15 protein-coding genes are annotated in these 18,811 nt (G+C 69.9%); 13 read left to right on the forward strand and 2 right to left on the reverse strand.

Annotated features, from left to right (window positions below; all coding sequences use genetic code 11):
- The first annotated feature begins 108 nt into the window (after positions 1 to 108).
- Positions 109 to 2,154, forward strand: a complete 2,046-nt coding sequence (locus tag DY023_RS06015) for a PhoX family protein (RefSeq protein ID WP_116241425.1) — start codon at positions 109 to 111, stop codon at positions 2,152 to 2,154.
- A gap of 120 nt (positions 2,155 to 2,274) precedes the next feature.
- Here DY023_RS06015 and DY023_RS06020 read toward each other — a convergent pair whose 3' ends face one another.
- Positions 2,275 to 2,634: a hypothetical protein gene (locus DY023_RS06020; protein ID WP_116241426.1), complete on the reverse strand. Its 360-nt coding sequence runs from the start codon at positions 2,632 to 2,634 to the stop codon at positions 2,275 to 2,277.
- 150 nt (positions 2,635 to 2,784) lie between these two features.
- Here DY023_RS06020 and nusA point away from each other — a divergent pair, with 150 nt between their 5' ends.
- The 7 genes from nusA to DY023_RS06055 all read left to right on the forward strand — a co-directional run bounded on the left by nusA (position 2,785) and on the right by DY023_RS06055 (position 14,252).
- Entirely contained in the window at positions 2,785 to 3,771 is a 987-nt protein-coding gene (gene nusA, locus DY023_RS06025) for a transcription termination factor NusA (RefSeq protein ID WP_116241427.1), read from the forward strand.
- A gap of 41 nt (positions 3,772 to 3,812) precedes the next feature.
- Positions 3,813 to 4,079 (forward strand): YlxR family protein, encoded by a 267-nt coding sequence (locus DY023_RS06030; protein ID WP_116241428.1) that lies wholly within the window; start codon positions 3,813 to 3,815, stop codon positions 4,077 to 4,079.
- 94 nt (positions 4,080 to 4,173) lie between these two features.
- Positions 4,174 to 6,954, forward strand: a complete 2,781-nt coding sequence (gene infB / locus DY023_RS06035; RefSeq protein WP_245958613.1) for a translation initiation factor IF-2 — start codon at positions 4,174 to 4,176, stop codon at positions 6,952 to 6,954.
- Between the two features lie 67 nt (positions 6,955 to 7,021).
- Positions 7,022 to 7,453, forward strand: coding sequence for a 30S ribosome-binding factor RbfA (rbfA, locus tag DY023_RS06040; RefSeq protein ID WP_116241430.1), 432 nt, complete (start codon positions 7,022 to 7,024; stop codon positions 7,451 to 7,453).
- Between the two features lie 189 nt (positions 7,454 to 7,642).
- Positions 7,643 to 9,589, forward strand: a complete 1,947-nt coding sequence (locus DY023_RS06045; RefSeq protein ID WP_147303271.1) for a helix-turn-helix transcriptional regulator — start codon at positions 7,643 to 7,645, stop codon at positions 9,587 to 9,589.
- Positions 9,590 to 9,700: 111 nt separating this feature from the next.
- Positions 9,701 to 12,277 (forward strand): glycosyl hydrolase family 18 protein, encoded by a 2,577-nt coding sequence (locus DY023_RS06050; RefSeq protein ID WP_147303272.1) that lies wholly within the window; start codon positions 9,701 to 9,703, stop codon positions 12,275 to 12,277.
- Positions 12,278 to 12,413: 136 nt separating this feature from the next.
- Positions 12,414 to 14,252 carry a glycosyl hydrolase family 18 protein gene (locus DY023_RS06055; protein ID WP_116241432.1) on the forward strand — a complete coding sequence of 613 codons (1,839 nt, stop codon included), beginning with the start codon at positions 12,414 to 12,416 and terminating at the stop codon, positions 14,250 to 14,252.
- A 72-nt stretch (positions 14,253 to 14,324) separates the two neighbouring features.
- Here the strand turns inward: DY023_RS06055 and DY023_RS06060 are convergent, their stop codons facing one another.
- Entirely contained in the window at positions 14,325 to 15,224 is a 900-nt protein-coding gene (locus DY023_RS06060; protein ID WP_116241433.1) for an HhH-GPD family protein, read from the reverse strand.
- Between the two features lie 43 nt (positions 15,225 to 15,267).
- Here DY023_RS06060 and DY023_RS06070 point away from each other — a divergent pair, with 43 nt between their 5' ends.
- The 5 genes from DY023_RS06070 to DY023_RS06090 are packed head-to-tail and all read left to right on the forward strand — an operon-like array spanning position 15,268 to position 18,620.
- The gene (locus DY023_RS06070; RefSeq protein WP_147303273.1) at positions 15,268 to 15,933 is read left to right on the forward strand and encodes a hypothetical protein; all 666 of its coding nucleotides are present in this window, start codon (positions 15,268 to 15,270) and stop codon (positions 15,931 to 15,933) included.
- Positions 15,934 to 15,952: 19 nt separating this feature from the next.
- A complete protein-coding gene (gene truB / locus DY023_RS06075; protein WP_116241436.1) occupies positions 15,953 to 16,840 on the forward strand; it encodes a tRNA pseudouridine(55) synthase TruB in 888 nt (295 codons plus the stop codon).
- Positions 16,837 to 17,205 carry a hypothetical protein gene (locus tag DY023_RS06080; protein ID WP_116241437.1) on the forward strand — a complete coding sequence of 123 codons (369 nt, stop codon included), beginning with the start codon at positions 16,837 to 16,839 and terminating at the stop codon, positions 17,203 to 17,205. The genes truB and DY023_RS06080 overlap by 4 nt, the downstream gene beginning before the upstream one ends.
- Positions 17,206 to 17,259: 54 nt before the next feature.
- Positions 17,260 to 17,676: a hypothetical protein gene (locus DY023_RS06085; protein WP_116241438.1), complete on the forward strand. Its 417-nt coding sequence runs from the start codon at positions 17,260 to 17,262 to the stop codon at positions 17,674 to 17,676.
- Complete coding sequence (locus DY023_RS06090; RefSeq protein WP_116241439.1) at positions 17,673 to 18,620, forward strand: bifunctional riboflavin kinase/FAD synthetase; 948 nt, start codon at positions 17,673 to 17,675, stop codon at positions 18,618 to 18,620. Before DY023_RS06085 ends, DY023_RS06090 begins: the two co-directional genes overlap by 4 nt.
- Positions 18,621 to 18,811 lie beyond the last annotated feature (191 nt).

The raw sequence follows: 18,811 nt of genomic DNA on the forward strand, positions 1-18,811 counted from the left end.
CGGGGGCGGGCGCCGGCGCGCGCACACGGAGTTCAGGCCTCGTTCACGTGCGCGTCATCCGGCGGGGCCACGATGTCCGGCGACCGCACCCGATGAGGAGGATCCCCCATGTCCCTGGCTCAGAACATCCGACGCAGCCTGCCGATGGCCGATCACGCGAAGGGCAAGCGCTCGGCGGTGACCTGCCAGCTGAAGTGCGCGAACGCGTGCCTCGGCCCGGAGTGCAACACCTCGGCCAACGAGGACTTCCGGTCGATCGCCTCCGCGGTCTTCTCGCGGCGCGCGCTGTTCGGCCTGGGTGCGGCGGCGGCCGTCGCCGTCGCCGTCGGCGTCGGACGGGAGACGCCCGCGTCCGCGGCCACAGCATCCGGCCCCGGCGCCGCCTTCGCGAAGCCGGGTCGCGCCGGCCTCTCCTTCGGCGCGATCGCGCCCGTCGACGCCGAGGTCGACGCGTTCACGGTGCCGGCCGGGTACACCTGGTCGCCGATCATCCGCTGGGGCGACCCGCTGTTCTCGCGCACCCCCGCCTTCGATCTGAACGCGCAGACGCCGAAGGCGCAGGCGGAGCAGTTCGGCTACAACAGCGACTACCTCGACATCGTGCCCGACCCCTCCGGGAAGACCGGCGTACTCGTGAACAACCACGAATACGTCAACCCCGACCTCATGTTCCCGCCGAGCGCGGATGCCGCGGAGCTGCGCCGCCGCGGCGACATCTACAAGGCAGCGCAGGGCATGTCCGTCGTCGAGATCCGGCGCAAGGCGGTGGGCGACCCGTGGACCTACGTCGTCGACGGGCGCCGCAACCGCCGCATCACCGTCGAGACCGTGTTCGAGATGACCGGTCCTGCGGCGGGCTCCGACCTGCTGAAGACCGCTGCCGATCCCGAGGGCCGCTGGGTGCACGGCACGCTCGGCAACTGCGCAGGCGGTACGACGCCGTGGGGCACGATCCTCTCCGGCGAGGAGAACTTCAACGGCTACTTCGCCTGGGCCGCCGACACGGCCGAGCAGAAGCGCTACAGCGGCTCGTCGACGACGAGCACGTCGACGGGCTGGGAGGCCTACGACCCGCGCTTCGACGCGCACGACGCGGACTACGTCAACGAGCCCAACCGGTTCGGGTACATCGTCGAGATCGACCCTCAGGACCCGACGTCCACACCCCGCAAGCACACCGCCCTCGGCCGGTTCAAGCACGAGGGCGCCAACATCCACGTGGCCGACGACGGCCGCGTCGTCGCGTACATGGGCGATGACGAGCGCAACGACTACCTGTACAAGTTCGTGTCGAAGAACCGCATCTCGGGCTCGCGCAGGAAGAACATGACTCTCCTCACCGAGGGCGACCTCTTCGTCGCGAAGTTCAGCGGCAACTCGCCGGCGGCGGAGATCACCGGCACGGGCGCGCTGCCCTCCGACGGTGCGTTCGACGGAACGGGCACCTGGATCCCGCTGACGAGGAACGGCGCGAGCGCGGTGCCCGGCTTCACGCTCGAGCAGGTGCTGGTGTACACGCGCCTCGCTGCGGACGCCGTCGGCGCGACCAAGATGGACCGCCCCGAGGACGTGGAGCCGAACCCGGTCACCGGCAAGGTGTACGTCGCGCTCACGAACAACTCCCGGCGTTCGGCCGTCGACGAGACCAACCCGGTCACCGGCAACCGGTACGGTCACGTCGTCGAGCTCACCGAGACGTCGGGGCATTCCGGCACCACGTTCGGCTGGAGCATCCTGATGCTCTGCGGCGACCCGAACTCGTTCGGCAACGCCTACTTCGCCGGCTTCCCGAAGGAGCTCGTCTCGCCGATCTCCTGCCCCGACAACGTCGCCTTCGACTCGGAGGGGAACCTCTGGATCTCGACCGACGGCGCCCCCAGCACGATCGGCTACGGCGACGGCCTGTTCAAGGTGCCGCTGACCGGTGCCGAACGCGGTCACGTGCAGCAGTTCCTCTCCGTCCCGCGGGATGCCGAGACCTGCGGCCCGGTGATCCACGACCGGGAAGGGCTGGTCTTCGTCGCCGTGCAGCACCCGGGGGAGGACGGCACGTTCGCCGCGCCCCGTTCGCTGTTCCCGGACTATGGGTCCACCGCCCCGGGTGATGTCGCCACCGCGCCGCGACCGTCGGTCGTGCAGGTGCACAGGGCCTGACCCGGTTCACCCACCTCTCGACGCCCGTGCCGCCCATCCGACGGCGCGGGCGTCGTGCTGCGCGGGGATGCCGACGCCGATCCGGTGCAGCGTGCTCCTCGCGCGTCGGCGACGCGGGGATCAGCCGTCCTGCGCGGGAACAGGTGCACGACCGGCGAAGGGCTCGACGAGCACCGCGAACTGCTCCGCGGTCAATCGGCGTCGTGTCAGGATCGCGCGAGCCGTCGTCGAGATCGCCGCACGAGCGTCGGAATGGAGCCCGGTCAGGTGGGCGTCCAGCTCGTCGGCACGGGGGAGGAGCGCGGCTCGAATCCGATGATCGAGCTCGGAGTTCACGCTCGCCGACGGCACCGCCGCGCGACTGGCCTCCTTGCCGCCCTCGGCGCGCAGGTCCACCAGGCGGTCGAAGGCCGCTTCGAGCTGGTCGGCTGGCAGCGCCGCGGCCACCTCGACGAACTGCTCTGTATCGGCATCCAGCATGAGCTCTCCTCCACTCGTAGCGCGGTGGTCCGGTGCCAGGCCTGGGCCGCCCAGGACGGGCGGCGCGGGCGTCGTGCTGCGGCATCCGGTATCCTGGTCCGATGCCCGCGGCGAACCTGACCGCGGTGAGAGCTTAATAGGGAGGCCGTCATGGACATCGAACTCGGGCTGCTGCGCGGTATCGAGAAGGAGAAGGCGATCCCGTTCGATGAACTCGTCGAGATCATCGAACAGGCGATCCTGACGGCCTACCTCAAGAACGCATCCTCGGAGGGCGAGGAGACCACCGAGGGCGTGCGCGTGCACCTCGATCGCAAGAGCGGTCATGTCGCCGTGCTGCAGCCGGTGCTCGACGAGGAGGGTGCGGTCATCGGCGAGGAGGAGACCACTCCCGACGACTTCGGCCGCATCGCCGCCTTCGCCGCCAAGCAGGTCATCAGCCAGCGCCTGCGCGACATCGCCGACGACGCCGTGCTCGGCGAGTTCCGCGGCAAGGAGGGCGACATCGTCGCCGGTGTCATCCAGCAGGGCCCGAACCCGCGGATGATCCACGTCGACCTCGGCTCCGTCGAGGGCATCCTTCCCCCCGAGGAGCAGGTTCCCGGCGAGGAGTACACGCACGGTTCGCGTCTGCGCGTCTACGTCACCAGTGTGTCCAAGGGCGCCAAGGGCCCGCAGATCACCGTGTCGCGCACGCACCCCGGCCTGGTCAGGAAGCTCTTCGCGCTCGAGGTCCCGGAGATCGCCGCCGGCCTGGTCGAGATCGTCTCGCTCGCCCGCGAGGCCGGACACCGCACCAAGATCGCCGTGAAGGCCAACGATCCCTCGATCAACGCCAAGGGAGCCTGCATCGGCGAGCTCGGCCGCCGCGTGCGCGCCGTCACCGAGGAGCTCTCCGGCGAGAAGATCGACATCGTCGACCACAACCCGGATCTCGCGACGTTCGTCGCGAACGCGCTGTCGCCCGCGAAGGTCACCAGCGCCTTCGTGCTGGACGCCGGAACCAAGGCCGTTCGCGCCCTCGTTCCCGACTACCAGCTGTCGCTGGCGATCGGCAAGGAGGGGCAGAACGCCCGCCTCGCCGCCAAGCTGACCGGGGCGAAGATCGACATCCAGCCCGACAGCGTCATGGACTGACCCCGGCGCGGGGGAACGGACACCTGAAGCCGAGGTGTAGGATGGAACCTGTACGAACGTGTGTCGGTTGCCGCGAACGTGCCTCTCGATCCGCCCTGATCAGGGTGGTTGCCCGGAATGGTGAACTCGTCCTCGACGAGCGCGCTGTGCTGAGCGGGAGGGGAGCGTGGCTGCATCCGACGCGGGAATGCATGGATGCCGCGCAGCGGCGCCGTGCTTTCGCCCGTGCACTGCGCACGTCGGGAACCCCGGAACTCTCCGAGGCCGACATGCGGATCATCGAACAGCATCGCCAGAACAAAGGCTGAACGGCTATGGAAACAAAGTGAACGGCTCGAAATGAGACCCGTCCGCGACTGATGGTCCGCCCTGCCTGGGCGGACCGACCCAGACAGGAGAATTGTGGCTGCCAAACCACGTGTGCATGAGATCGCCGCTGAACTCGGCGTCGACAGCAAGTTCGCTCTCGCGAAGCTCAAGGAGCTCGGCGAGTTCGTGAAGAGCCCGTCCTCGACCATCGAACCGCCGGTGGCGCGCAAGCTGCGTGCGGCGATCGAGGCCGATCCGTCGGCGAAGCCGGCTGAGGCCAAGGCCGAGACGAAGAGCGCCCCGAAGCTGGCGGCTCCGGGTGCGAAGAGCGCTCCGAAGCCGGGCCCGAAGCCGGGTCCCGCCAAGCCCGCGGCACCCGCCAAGCCCGCTGAAGAGGCTCCGGCGCCCGCCGCGGAGAAGACCACTGCCGAGAAGCCGGCTCCGGCCGCTGCTCCGGCATCCGATGCGCCCAAGCCGGGCGGCAGCGCACCCAAGCCGGGTGGCGCGCCGAAGCCCGGCGGCGCACCGAAGCCGGGTGCCCCGCGCCCCGGCAACAACCCGTTCTCGTCCGCGCAGGGCATGGGTCAGCGTCCCGCGGGCCCCCGCCCGGGCAACAACCCGTTCGCGTCGGCGCAGGGTATGGGCCAGCGTCCGACCCCGGGCAACATCCCGCGTCCCCAGGCGCCGCGTCCGGGTTCCCCGCGCGTCGGCGGCCCCCGTCCGGCAGGCGCCGGTCGCCCCGGTGGCGCTCGCGGTGGCCAGGGCGGTCGTCCCGGTGCACCGTTCCAGCAGCGCTCCGGCGGTCCGGGGCGTCCCGGCGGTCCCGGTGCAGGTGCCGGTGCGGGCGGCGGCTTCCAGCGCCCGGGCGGCGGCTTCGCCGGTCGTCCCGGTGGCGGCGGCGGTCGTGGCCGCGGACCCGGCGGTGGTACCGCCGGTGCGTTCGGCAAGGGCGGCGGCAAGAGCAAGCAGCGCAAGTCGCGGCGGGCGAAGCGGCAGGAGTTCGAGATGCGGTCGGCGCCGGTCGTCGGCGGCGTCAACGTCCAGAAGGGCAACGGCGAGATCATCCGCCTGCGCCGCGGTGCCTCGATCGCCGATTTCGCGGACAAGCTCGAGGCCCTGAGGGGTTACACCGTCCAGCCCGGAACGCTCGTCACCATCCTGTTCAACCTGGGTGAGATGGCGACCGCGACCGAGTCGCTCGACGAGGCGACCTTCGAGGTCCTCGGCGAGGAGCTCGGCTACAAGGTGCAGATCGTCTCGCCCGAGGACGAGGACAAGGAGCTCCTGGAGGGCTTCGGTCTCGACCTCGAGGCGGAGCTCGAGGCCGAGAGCGAGGAAGACCTCGAGATCCGTCCTCCGGTGGTCACCGTCATGGGTCACGTCGACCACGGTAAGACCCGACTGCTCGACGCGATCCGTCAGACCAACGTCATCGAGGGCGAGGCCGGCGGCATCACCCAGCACATCGGTGCGTACCAGATCTGGACCGAGCACGAGGGCAACGAGCGTGCGATCACCTTCATCGACACCCCTGGTCACGAGGCGTTCACCGCCATGCGTGCCCGTGGTGCGCAGGTGACCGACATCGCGATCCTCGTGGTCGCCGCCGACGACGGCATCATGCCGCAGACGGTGGAGGCGCTGAACCACGCCCAGGCGGCGGATGTGCCGATCGTGGTCGCGGTGAACAAGGTCGACAAGCCCGAGGCCAACCCGGCCAAGGTGCGCCAGCAGCTGACCGAGTACGGCCTGGTGGCCGAGGAGTACGGCGGCGACGTCATGTTCGTGGACGTGTCGGCTCGCGCCGGCACCGGCATCCAGGAGCTGCTCGATGCCGTGCTGCTGACGGCCGATGCGGGTCTCGACCTCACGGCGAACCCGAACAAAGCCGCCCGTGGTGTCGCCATCGAGGCGAAGCTCGACAAGGGCCGCGGTTCGGTCGCGACGGTGCTGATCCAGTCCGGAACGCTGCGCGTCGGCGACGCGATCGTCGCGGGCACCGCCTACGGCCGCGTCCGCGCGATGCTCGACGAGAACGGCGAGACGGTCGAGGCCGCCGCGCCCTCGCGTCCGGTGCAGGTGCAGGGTCTGAACTCGGTGCCGCGCGCGGGTGACGTGTTCATCGTCACCGACGAGGACCGCATGGCCCGCCAGATCGCCGAGAAGCGCGAGGCCGTCGAGCGCAACGCCCAGCTGGCCAAGGCCCGCAAGCGCATCTCGCTCGAGGACTTCACCCGTGCTCTCGAAGAGGGCAAGGTCGAGACGCTCAACCTCATCATCAAGGGCGACGTGTCCGGTGCCGTCGAGGCGCTGGAGGAGTCGCTGCTGAAGATCGAGGTCGACGACTCGGTGCAGCTGCGGATCATCCACCGCGGTGTCGGCGCCATCACGGAGTCGGATGTGAACCTGGCGACGATCGACAACGCGATCGTCATCGGCTTCAACGTCCGCCCCGACGCGAAGGCCCGCGAGGCGGCGTCCCGCGAGGGTGTGGACATCCGGTTCTACTCGGTGATCTACAACGCGATCGACGAGATCGAGAGCTCGCTCAAGGGCATGCTCAAGCCGGAGTTCGAAGAGGTCCAGTCGGGTGTCGCCGAGATCCGCGAGGTGTTCCGCTCCTCGAAGTTCGGCAACATCGCGGGTGTCATCGTCCGCTCGGGCACGATCACGCGCAACGCCAAGGCGCGCGTCATCCGCGACGGCGTCGTCATCGCCGATGGCCTGGCCATCGAGTCGCTGCGTCGCTTCAAGGACGACGTCACCGAGGTGCGCACCGACTTCGAGGCCGGTATCGGCCTCGGCAAGTACAACGACATCCAGATCGGCGACGAGATCGAGACCACCGAGATGGTCGAGAAGCCGCGCGGCTGATCGAATCCGTACGATGTGAGGGGCGCCTGCGGGCGCCCCTCATTCGTCACACAGGGGAGTAGAGAACATGGCTGGCGAACGACAGGCACGGCTCGCGGACCGCATCCGCGTCATCCTCGCCGAGAGGCTGGAGAAGGGGCTGCGCGACCCGCGCCTCGGCTTCGTGACGATCACGGACGTGCGCGTCTCGGGCGATCTTCAGCACGCCTCGGTGTTCTACACGGTGCTCGGCACCGAGGAGGAGCGTGTCGCCAGCGGCGCCGCGCTGACCTCGGCGACCGGCATGCTCCGCAGTGAGGTGGGGCGTCAGCTCAGCACCCGTCTGGTGCCGACGCTCGAGTTCATCCCCGACGCGCTGCCGGAGACCGCCGACCACATCGGCGCCCTGCTGCGTCAGGCGCAGGAGCGCGATGCCGAGGTGGCCAAGCTCGCCTCCACCGCCACGCATGCCGGCGACGCAGACCCGTATCGGACCGATGGCGAGGACGACGCCTCGTAACATTGCTGGGTCGCTGAGCTTGTCGAAGCGTCTCGTGAGCCTTCGACAAGCTCAGGTCACCACTAGTTTGTAATTGGTGCTAACATTTTGCCCGCGCGATCAGCGTTGTGATCGGAGGGCGATGTGGCCACGGTTTTCGCAGTACCCAGGAACGTCCGGGGATCGTTGACAGCGGCGGCGCCGCCGACGGTGCAACGCACGATCGCACCGCATGTGCACGCGCAGCTCGTGGCGGCCTGCTGCGGAGACGAAGAGATCGCCGCGGAGATCGCGGACGTCCTCACGCCGGAGCAGCGCGCAGGGCTCAGCGCCCTCCCCGACCCGCTTCCGCTCGTCCCCGGCATCCGAGCCGTGGTCGGCGCGGCGCTGAGTCGGTCCGATCTGCGGATCCTGCTGATCGCGGCGGTGTGCGTCGACGACCGCGTGGACGTACTGCTCGAGGCCGGCGGGACGACGATGACCGGGTTGATGGACTCCGCCGCCGGTTCGGTGCTCTCGCTCGTGGCCGGCCGCTTCTGGTACGCCGATCCGCGCGTGCGGATCTACGTGCACGAGTCGGCAGACCTCGCGGCGCGCACCGCCGTGCACCGCACGCTGCAGGCCGTCTACGAGGCGCGCGGTGAGGCGGAACGCGCCCTGTGGCACCGGGCGCTCGGCTGCATGCAGGGCGACGGCGCGCTCGCGCGCCCGCTGCTCCGCCTCTCCGCCCAGGCACTGGACGCCGGTCAGGCCGACCGTGCGTACGCGATCGCCCGCGAGGCGGCCAGCCATGCGGATGCTCCGGACGTGGACGCCGCACGCATCGCCGCCGGGCGCGCGGCGCTGAGCGGGGGCTGGCTCGATGACGCCGTCGCCTGGCTGACACCGGTCATGGCAGGTGCCCACCCGGATGCGTCCGCAGCGCAGGCGCTGTCGATCGCGACGATGCTGCGGTACGGAGCCGCCCCGTCTGCGATCGAGGATGAGCGCGATGCGGCGGACCGCGACCTGCTCGCCGGACATTGGGCCGGGATCGATGCATCGATCCCGGAGGACATCGACCCGAACGCCGCTCCGCTGCGCGCCGCGTTGCGGGCGGCACTGGGAGGCGACGTCACCGAGGGACTGAGGATCCTCGCCGTCGTCACCGCGCCGCCGCACGCGACCGCGCAGTCCGCTTCGCACGGCGTCGCGCACGGGCCCCTGCTGCGTGCGCATCGCGAGGTGCTCGCAGCGCTGCTGCGCACCTGGCACGGCGAACTCGGCGAGGCGCGCGCCGCACTGGAGCGCGCGGCGTCGGCGGTGCCGCTGGCGCTGCCGTTCTGCGGTCTCGCGATCCGCCTCGCGCGGCGACTGGAGCTGGCCTGCGACGGTCGCAGCGGCGAGCTCTCCGCGGCACTCGAGGCGGTGTCGCCGCTGCCGCGCATGCAGGCGCGACCGGTGGAACGGGCGATCGCCGCATACCTGTCCGGGCGCAGCGACGAGGCATCCGTGCACCTGGGCATCTGGGCCGAGCGGACTGCCCGGGGAATCGATATCGGTCTGCCGGGCCTCGACGAGGTGGGCCCGCTGGAGGTCCCGGTGCAGGTGCAGCCGCCGGATGCCGCCCATGCCGGCGCCCTGCGCCGGCAGATCCGCGCCGTCGGAGTCGGCGCCGCCGGCGCAGCCCTGGACGACATCGCCGAGGAGGCGCGTTCGATCCGCTCTCCTTTCGAGCGCGGCAGGATCGAGGCGCTGCTGGGAATCGTCGCCCTGACCAGGGGCGAGGCCGCGGCCGCGACCCGGCATCTGCGGGCATCCATAGGCATGCTCGCCGATGCGGGCGCAGACGCATGGCGCTGCGCGGTGGAGGCGCGACTCGTCAAGCTGGGGGAGCTGCCCGTCATCGACGTGCGCACCCCGACCACGCCGATCCAGATCTGTGCGACCGACCCGCTCGGCGTGTGCCGTTCGGCGTGGCAGCCGATGCTGACCGCGCGTGAACTGGAGATCGCGATGCTCATCGCGGAGGGGGCGAGCAACCGCGACATCGCGGAGCGGCTGCACCTGTCCGTGCGCACGATCGAGGTCCACGCGGGGCGGGTCTTCCGCAAGTTCGACGTCCGCACCCGTGGCGAGCTCACGGCTCTCGCGCACCGGACGAACCAGCACGGCTGAACCGCGTTCCGGACAATGTGGAAACCCCTGATGTGGAGCTCCTGCTCGCGCCGATAGCGTCGGGCCAGCCCGGGTCCCGGGCCTGCTGTCCGTTCGGAGAACAGGAGCCCCATGCACACACGTCGATCCTCGTTCCGGCTACGCGCCGGAGCGGTCATCAGTGCAGCGGTGGTGATCGCGGGCTTCGCGGTCGCCTCCAATGCCGCCGCCACCGCCGCAGAACCCTGTCAGACACCATGGGCGGCAGCCACGGCGTACAGCGGGGGCGCGCAGGTGTCGTACGACGGCGTCAACTACAAGGCGAAGTGGTGGACTCAGAACGAGACCCCCGGTGCCAGCGCCTGGGGCGCCTGGGAGAGTCTCGGCGCCTGCGGCGACACGACTCCGGACCCGGACCCGACCCCCACGCCCGATCCGACTCCCACGCCGGATCCGACCCCGACACCCGATCCGACCCCGACGCCGGAGCCCGGCACGCCGTGGACCTCCAACCCGGATGAGAAGTGCCGCCCCGACGGCCTGTATCAGACTCCCGGCGTCGACGTGCCGTACTGCACGATCTACGACGAGGCCGGACGCGAGAAGCTCCCCAACGGCCTCGAGAACCGGGTGATCGGCTACTTCACCAGCTGGCGCACCGGCAAGAACGGACAGCCCAGCTACCTGGCATCCGACATCCCCTGGACCAAGCTCAGCCACATCAACTACGCCTTCGCGCACATCGGCGGCGACGGCAAGGTCTCTGTCAACCAGGACGCCGCGGGCAACCCCGCCACCGACATGACGTGGCCGGGGCAGGCGGGTGCCGAGATGGATCCCGCGTACCCGTACGCCGGTCACTTCAACCTGCTGAACAAGTACAAGAAGCAGAACCCCGGCGTGAAGGCGCTGGTGTCGGTCGGCGGCTGGGCGGAGACCGGCGGTCACTTCGACGCCGACGGCAACCGTGTCGCGGACGGCGGCTTCTACACGCTGACCGACTCGCAGGCCAAGATCGACGCGTTCGCCGATTCCGCCGTGCAGTTCATCCGCACGTACGGGTTCGACGGTGTCGACATCGACTACGAGTACGCGAACAGCAACGGCAAGGCCGGCAGCCCCGAGGACTTCGCGTTCTCGGAGCCGCGCCGCGCCAAGCTCTGGGCCGGCTACCAGTCGCTGATGAAGACGCTCCGCGAGAAGCTCGACATCGCTGCCGCCGCCGACGGAAAGCACTACATGCTCACCGTCGCAGCGCCCGCGTCCGGCTGGCTGCTGCGCGGAGCCGAGGCGCACCAGATCGTGCAGTACCTCGACTACGTGAACATCATGAGCTACGACCTGCACGGGTCGTGGAACAACTACGTGGGCGGCAACGGCGCGCTGTACGACGACGGCAAGGACCCCGAGCTGGCTGCCGGCGGCGTGTACAACGCGTACAGCAACATCGGCTACCTCAACACCGACTGGGCCTACCACTACTTCCGCGGCGCGATGCCGGCCGGTCGCATCAACGTGGGCGTGCCGTTCTACACCCGCGGCTGGGACGGTGTGCAGGGCGGAACCGACGGGCTGTACGGCTCGGCGCCGCTCGCCGACCAGACGAAGTGCCCGGCGGGCACCGGTCCGTCGCTCGGCGGCACCTCGAAGTGCGGCGCGGGCGCCGTGGGCATCAACAACCTGTGGCATGACCTGGACAAGTCCGGCGCCGAGGTCGGAGCGGGTGCGAACCCGATCTGGCACGTGCTGAACCTCGAGAAGGGCGTGGTCGGCGACTACACCGCCTCGTACGGCGCACCGACGACGATCAACGGCACCTACACCCGTCACTTCGACCAGACCACGAAGGTGGAGTGGTGGTGGAACGCCGCGACGAAGACGTTCCTCTCCGGTGACGCGGACCAGGCGATCAGGGCCAAGGCCGACTACGTGGCGAACAAGGGCATCGGCGGAATGATGATCTGGGAGCTGGCCGGCGACTACGGCTTCAACCAGGCCAAGGGCCAGTACGAGATGGGCGAGACCCTGATCGACATCATCCACGACCGCCTGTCGACGTCGACGCCGTACGGCGCGGCGAAGGCCAACGTCGAGATGCCGGCGAAGGCCCTCGACCTGCGGGTGAGTTACAGCGACTTCGCGCTCGGCGACAACAACTATCCGATCAACCCGAAGGTGACGTTCACCAACAACGGGAAGACCGCCATCCCCGCGGGCGCGACGATCACGTTCGACACCGGCACCAGCGACACCGGCGCCATGGGCGAGCAGAACGGCTGGGGTCTGACGAAGGTGTCCAGCGATCACACCGGCAGCAATGTCGGCGGTCTGAAGGGCGACTTCCACACCTACTCGCTGAAGGTACCCGCGGGCGGCATCCCGGCGGGCGGATCGGCGTGGACGAAGCTCAGCTGGAAGCTGCCGATGGCGCAGATCTCGAACCTGCGCGTCACCATCGGCACCGAGACCTACTCGACGCTGCACGACCTGACCCGGGGCGCGACCCTCGTCGAGCCGAGCAGCGGAACGGGCGGCGGTTCGAACGGCGGCGGCACGGGCACGTGCACGGCCGCTGCGTGGAGTGCCGGATCGGTCTACACCGGTGGCGCGAAGGTCAGCTTCGACGGCTCCGCGTACACCGCGAAGTGGTGGACGCAGGGCGACAGGCCGGGTTCCGCCGCGGTGTGGGGCGACGGCGTCCGCTGCTGAGGCGGCGCCACCCGCTGAATCCTCGGGCGGCGCGATCTCCCTCGCGCCGCCTGGACCGGGCGTCCCGCACATCGCGGGGCAAACCGCGGATGCCGGGCATCCGCCGAAACAGGAAGACGAAACAGGAAGAGAAGGTATGAAGAAGACCAGATCCCCCCGGCGCGGCATCGTCGCAGCGCTCGCGGGCGTGGCGGCCGCAGCGACGCTGGCCGCGGCCTTCGCGGTGCCGGCTGCCGCGGCCACACCCGCCGAGAGCTCGACGACCTCGAGTGAGACCGGCAACGTCAACGGCTACCGCAACGTGGGCTACTTCGCCCAGTGGGGCGTGTACGGCCGGAACTTCAAGGTGAAGCAGCTCGACACCTCCGGTGCCGCGGACGACCTCACCCACATCAACTACTCGTTCGGCAACATCCACTATCAGACCCTGAAGTGCTTCATCGCGAACAAGGCGCAGGGTGAGGGCCCGAACGGCTCCGACGGCGCCGGCGACGCCTGGGCCGACTTCGGCATGAGCTACGACGCGGCCTCGTCGGTGTCCGGCAAGGCCGACACCTGGGACCAGCCGCTGGCGGGATCGTTCAACCAGCTCAAGCAGCTCAAGGCGAAGCATCCGAACCTCAAGGTGATGATCTCGCTCGGCGGGTGGACCTGGTCGAAGAACTTCTCCAAGGCCGCGGCGACGGATGCATCGCGCAAGGCGCTGGTGTCCAGCTGCATCGACCTGTACATCAAGGGCAACCTGCCGGTGATCGACGGGCGCGGTGGCGCGGGTGCCGCCGCGGGCGTGTTCGACGGCATCGACATCGACTGGGAGTGGCCGGGCAGCCAGAACGGCAACGTCGGCAACTACGTCGACGAGGTGAACGACAAGGCGAACTTCAAGGCGCTGCTGAAGGAGTTCCGCACTCAGCTCGACGCCTACGGTGCGACCAGCGGCAAGAAGTACCTGCTGTCGGCGTTCCTGCCGGCCAACCCCTCGGACATCACCGCGGGCGGCTGGAACGATCCGGAGAACTTCCAGTCGCTCGACTTTGGCAACGTGCAGGGCTACGACCTGCACGGCGCGTGGGATCCGGCGCTGACCGGGCACCAGGCGAACCTCTTCGACGACCCGAAGGACACCCGGGCGGAGAACCGCCGGTTCAGTGCCGACAAGGCCGTGCAGATGTATCTGAAGGCGGGCATCGACCCGAAGCAGCTCGGGCTGGGCATGGCCGCGTACGGCCGCGGCTGGAAGGGCGTCGCCTCCGCTGAGCCGTGGAACACGGCGACCGGCGCCGCCCCCGGAACCTGGGAGGCCGGCAACGAGGACTACGACAAGCTGAAGACCCTCGGCACCGAGTACTACGACGCCGCGACCGGTTCTGCCTGGCGCTACAACGGCGACCAGTGGTGGAGCTACGACAACAAGCAGTCCATCGAGCGCAAGGCGCAGTACGTGCTCGACCTCGGCCTCGGCGGCGGGATGTTCTGGGAGCTCGACGGCGACCGCAACGGCGAGCTGATCGGAGCCTTCGCCGACAAGGTCCGCACCGGGACGCCCGGCGACGGCGACACCCCTGGAACCGGCGGTGGCACCGACCCGGGCACCGACCCCGGCACGGGTGAGTGCGCCGCTGCGGCCTGGTCCGCCACGGCTGTCTACAGCGGCGGCGCGAAGGTGAGCTTCGAGGGTGCCGAGTACACCGCGAAGTGGTGGACGCAGGGTGACAAGCCCGGCACCAACGCCGTGTGGGAGAAGGCCGGCACCTGTGCCACCGACCCCGGCACGGACCCGGGCACGGATCCCGGCACTGACCCGGGTACCGACCCCGGCGCGTGCGCCGCGGCCTGGAGCGCGGGAACCGCGTACCCCGGCGGCTCCACGGTGAGCCACCAGGGGTCCGAGTACAAGGCGAAGTGGTGGACGCAGGGCGAGACCCCCGGCGCATCCCAGTGGGGTGCGTGGGAGCTCGTCGCGGCGTGCAGCTGATTCGCATCGCCTGACGCCGCACCGCGGCGTGCGGATGCCCCGGGGATTCGGGTTCCCCGGGGCATCCGTGCGTCAGCGGGGGAGCAGCAGCATCCCATCGGATGCCTCGAGCAGCCCGTCTGCGATGAGCGAGTCGATCGCCCGGTCGCGCTGCATCCGATCCGGCCAGTCGGCGAGCACAGCATCCGCCGGCATCCGGTGGTCGGGCGCGTGCCGCAGGGCGCGCAGGACGCCGCCGCGGGCCTGCCGGTCGGAGCCCTCGTAACGCGCCTGCCGGCGACGCTCGTCGCCGGTGTCGGGACGGCCGGCGGCGAGCCAGGCGCAGGATGCCGCGATCGGGCAGACCTCGCAGCGCGGTGAGCGAGCAGTGCACACGACCGCCCCGAGTTCCATCGCGGCGGCGTTGAACGCGGCCGCATCCGTGTCGTCGTCGGGGAGCAGCGCGGACATGCGGGCGAGGTCGGCCCGCGCGGGCGGTGCGGGCTGCGAGCGACCGTCAACGGCCCTGGCGATCACCCGGCGCGTGTTCGTGTCGACGACCGGGTGCCGGTCGCCGTAGCTGAACACCGCGACGGCGCGGGCGGTGTAGTCGCCGATGCCGGAGAGCGCGAGGAGCGCCTCGACGTCGCGCGGGACGACGCCGTCGTGCCTCTCGACGACCTCGATCGCAGCGCGGTGCAGCCAGAGCGCGCGACGCGGATAGCCGAGGTTCGCCCACTGGTGCACGACCTCGGCGGGAGTCGCCGATGCCTGTGCGGCCGGCGTGGGCCAGCGGGCCAGCCAAGCCTCCAGGTGCGGGATGACGCGGGTGACCGGCGTCTGCTGCAGCATGAACTCGCTGACCAGCGTGCCCCAGGCGCCATAACGATCCGAGAACTCCGGCCGTCGCCAGGGGAGGTCGCGGGCCTCATGTGCGTACCATTCCAGCAGAGCCGGGCGCCACGCGGCGGGGGGAATCGCGGGCCTGGGCATCCGGCCAGCTTATCGAGCAGGACGCTGCGACGGAGGGTGAGCGATGACCAGGATGATGAAGAAGCACCGAGGAGTGCTGCTCGGGGCGTTGGCACTGGCGATTGCGCTGCCGGCGGCGCTGTCCGGATGCGGGACGCCCTCGCCGACGAGTACGAGTACGGGTGCGCCGCCGCCGACATCGGAGCAGTCGCCGACGCCGACCGAGACGCAGCCCACGAACCCGGACGCCGATCCGGCGGACCCGACCATGTGGACGATCACCGAGCAGGGTATGGGGCCGGTGCAGCTCGACGAGCTGTTCGCAGACGCGGTCGCGGGCGTGCCGACCTGGACGGTCGAGGAGAACTGCTCCTGGGTGGCGTTCTGGAATGATCAGGAGACCGGCGTCACCGCATACTTCGCGCGCGACAGCGAGACGAGCGACGGCACCGTCACGACGATCGACGTCGAGTCCACCACCGACACCGTGCAGCCGCACGACGGCCCCCGCACCGTCGACGGACTGGGGCTCGGCTCGACTCGCGACGAGGTGCTCGCAGCCCATCCCGACGCGGCCGAGCAGAAGCCGACCATCGGCGACGGCGCGTTGCTCCGCGTCGGCCCGCAGGGTGAGGGCGCGATCTTCTTCGCGTTCCGGTCCGGTGAGGACACCGTGAGCGCGGTCACCGTGACTTCGAGGGACGAGCCGCCGTACGAGGTCTGCGGCTGACACGCCGTAGGCTTGAGGGATGGTCTCGCCCGGAATCCTTCTCGTCGACAAACCTGGCGGGCTCACCAGCCACGACGTCGTGGCGCGCGTGCGTCGTGCCTTCGGCACCCGCAAGGTGGGGCATGCCGGCACGCTCGACCCGATGGCGACCGGACTCCTGGTGATCGGTATCGAGGGTGCCACCCGGCTGCTCACCTACATCGTCGGCGCCGACAAGACGTACGAGGCGACGATCCGCCTCGGCCAGGCGACAAGCACCGACGACGCCGAGGGCGAGGTCATCTCGCAGACGGATGCCGCGGACGTGACAGCCTCGGCGATCGAGGCGGAGATCGCGGCACTCACCGGCGACATCTCCCAGGTGCCCAGCGCCGTCTCTGCCATCAAGGTCGACGGGCGCCGCGCTTACGACCGGGTGCGCGCAGGGGAGCAGGTGGAACTCGCCGCCCGCGACGTGACGGTGTCGCGGTTCGCCGTGCTGACCGAGCGCCGCGGTGAAGGCGTCGTCGATCTCGACGTCGTCGTGGACTGCTCCTCCGGCACCTACATCCGCGCCCTGGCCCGCGACCTCGGCGCCGGCCTCGGCGTCGGCGGACATCTCACCGCGCTGCGGCGCAGCCGGGTCGGCGACTTCGATGTCGCGGACGCAGTGACCGTCGAGCAGCTGGCCGAGGCCGTGCCGATGACCCCGGCCGCAGCCGCGGAGCGCGTGCTGCCCGTGCTCGCCGTGACCGCCGACGAGGCGCGCGACCTGCGTCACGGCAAGCGCCTGTCCGGGCAGGCGTTCCGGCTCTCCGCGCAGCTGGTCGCGGCGATCGATCCGGAAGGGCGCCTCGTGGGTGTCGTCGAGGCCCGCGGAAAGGATCTCAAGAGCGCGATGAACATGCCGGAGGAGGCAACCAGATGATCCTGTGGTTCACGATCGTGCAGATCGTCATCGCCTGCCTGTCGGGACTGTTCTGCCTCATCGCCGGCTTCGCCGGCCGCCGCCCGAGCGACTGGACCGTGGGCAGCCTCGCCCTCGTGGAGCTGCTGCTGATCGTGCAGGTCGTCGTCGCGATCATCGCCCCGTTCGCGGGCAATCCGCCCACCGGAGACCTCCTCGAGTTCTGGGTCTACCTGATCGCCGCCGTGCTGCTGCCGCTGGGCGGGGTGGCCTGGGCGCTGCTCGAGCGCAGCCGGTGGAGCACCGTCATCCTGGGCGTCGTGGGGCTCTCGCTCGCGATCATGCTGTGGCGGATGCAGATGATCTGGACCGTGCAGGTCGCCTGACGGCTCTTGAGCGAGCGCAGCGAGACGAAGGACGCATCTAAACTGGAACCCGCCATGACCAACACCGTTTCGCGCGCCCGGATGACGGGCATCGGCCGCGTCCTCGTGATCGTCTACGCCGTGATGGCGCTCGGCGCGACAGGACGCAGCTTCGTGCAGATCGTCCGCCGCTTCGACGAGGCGCCCCTGGCGTACACGCTGTCGGGGCTCGCCGCCGTCGTGTACATCCTCGCGACGCTCGCGCTGATCAACGCCGGCAAGCCGGGGTGGTACACGGTCGCCTGGGTGGCGATCGTGTTCGAGCTGGTCGGCGTGCTCGTGGTCGGGACGCTCAGTCTGACCGTGCCGGAGCTCTTCGGGCACGACTCGGTGTGGTCGTACTTCGGCATGGGTTACGTCTTCATCCCGCTCGTGCTCCCGATCTGCGGCCTGTGGTGGCTGCGCACCCACCGTCCGGAGGTCGCCGCATGATCGTGTTCCGCAGCCCGGAGGAGGTTCCGGAAGACTTCGGGGCGTCGGTAGTCGCGATCGGCAAGTTCGACGGCGTGCACATCGGTCATCAGGCCGTCATCCGCCGGATGCGGGAGGACGCCGCGGCGATCGGGGCGCGCGCGGTCGCGGTCACCTTCGACCGCAACCCGCTCGCGCTGCTGCGTCCGGAGATCTGCCCGGAGAGCGTCGTCGACCTGGAGCGCAAGCTCGAACTGCTCGCGGACACCGGGATCGATGCGACGCTGGTGCTCACCTTCGACCGGGAGCTGTCCTCGCGCGAGCCCGCGGACTTCGTCACCGGCATCCTGGTCGACGCGCTGCACGTGCGCACCGTTCTCGTGGGCGCGGACTTCCGCTTCGGTCGCGGGGGAGCCGGCACGCCCGAGGTGCTCCGTGAGCTCGGGGCGCAGCACGGTTTCACCGTCGACCTGGTCGACGACGTGTTCCTGCCCGGTTCCGATCGCCGCGTGTCGTCCACCTGGGTGCGTGAACTGCTCGACGCCGGCGACGTCGCCGAGGCGGCCCGGGTGCTCGGAAGACCGGTCTCGGTGTCGGGCGAGGTCGTGCACGGCCTGAAACGCGGCCGCGAGCTGGGCTTCCCGACCGCGAACCTCTCCGAGACCGTGGACGCACTCGTTCCGGCCGACGGGATCTACGCCGGCTGGCTCGTCGACGGAGACGAACGGTATCCGTCCGCGATCTCGGTCGGCACCAACCCGACATTCGATGACGTGGCACGGCGCCAGGTCGAGGCCCACGTGCTCGGCGAGAGCGGGCTGGACCTGTACGGTCACCAGGTCACCGTCGAGTTCGCCGACCGCCTGCGCGGCATGGTCGCGTTCGAGGGCATCGAGGCGCTGATCGCACAGATCGACGCAGATGTCGCGGCCGCGAAGCGGATGCTCGGCATCGAAGGTCGCTGATCAGGCGGAGCGCGACGACACGAGCTCAACTCATGACACGCATCGAAGGTTCGTGACCTTGGGACTGCTGCACGGATAGGTGACACCTGATCTGTGAAGCGCCCCGGGTTCGGTGGAGGCTCTCAACTCACGGAGGATAAGAGTCATGGCAGCACCGAAGAAGTACCCGGACGAGTTGCGTGAGCGCGCGA

Source organism: Microbacterium bovistercoris, assembly GCF_003387575.1.
Taxonomy (GTDB): domain Bacteria; phylum Actinomycetota; class Actinomycetes; order Actinomycetales; family Microbacteriaceae; genus Microbacterium; species Microbacterium bovistercoris.

Bases quoted from the DNA above. Each gene is read 5' to 3' on its own strand.
- DY023_RS06015 (WP_116241425.1), top strand. From the start codon at position 109: ATGTCCCTGGCTCAGAACATCCGACGCAGCCTGCCGATGGCCGATCAC.
- DY023_RS06020 (WP_116241426.1), bottom strand. From the start codon at position 2,634: ATGCTGGATGCCGATACAGAGCAGTTCGTCGAGGTGGCCGCGGCGCTG.
- nusA (WP_116241427.1), top strand. From the start codon at position 2,785: ATGGACATCGAACTCGGGCTGCTGCGCGGTATCGAGAAGGAGAAGGCG.
- DY023_RS06030 (WP_116241428.1), top strand. From the start codon at position 3,813: ATGGAACCTGTACGAACGTGTGTCGGTTGCCGCGAACGTGCCTCTCGA.
- rbfA (WP_116241430.1), top strand. From the start codon at position 7,022: ATGGCTGGCGAACGACAGGCACGGCTCGCGGACCGCATCCGCGTCATC.
- DY023_RS06050 (WP_147303272.1), top strand. From the start codon at position 9,701: ATGCACACACGTCGATCCTCGTTCCGGCTACGCGCCGGAGCGGTCATC.
- DY023_RS06055 (WP_116241432.1), top strand. From the start codon at position 12,414: ATGAAGAAGACCAGATCCCCCCGGCGCGGCATCGTCGCAGCGCTCGCG.
- DY023_RS06060 (WP_116241433.1), bottom strand. From the start codon at position 15,224: ATGCCCAGGCCCGCGATTCCCCCCGCCGCGTGGCGCCCGGCTCTGCTG.
- DY023_RS06070 (WP_147303273.1), top strand. From the start codon at position 15,268: ATGACCAGGATGATGAAGAAGCACCGAGGAGTGCTGCTCGGGGCGTTG.
- truB (WP_116241436.1), top strand. From the start codon at position 15,953: ATGGTCTCGCCCGGAATCCTTCTCGTCGACAAACCTGGCGGGCTCACC.
- DY023_RS06080 (WP_116241437.1), top strand. From the start codon at position 16,837: ATGATCCTGTGGTTCACGATCGTGCAGATCGTCATCGCCTGCCTGTCG.
- DY023_RS06085 (WP_116241438.1), top strand. From the start codon at position 17,260: ATGACCAACACCGTTTCGCGCGCCCGGATGACGGGCATCGGCCGCGTC.
- DY023_RS06090 (WP_116241439.1), top strand. From the start codon at position 17,673: ATGATCGTGTTCCGCAGCCCGGAGGAGGTTCCGGAAGACTTCGGGGCG.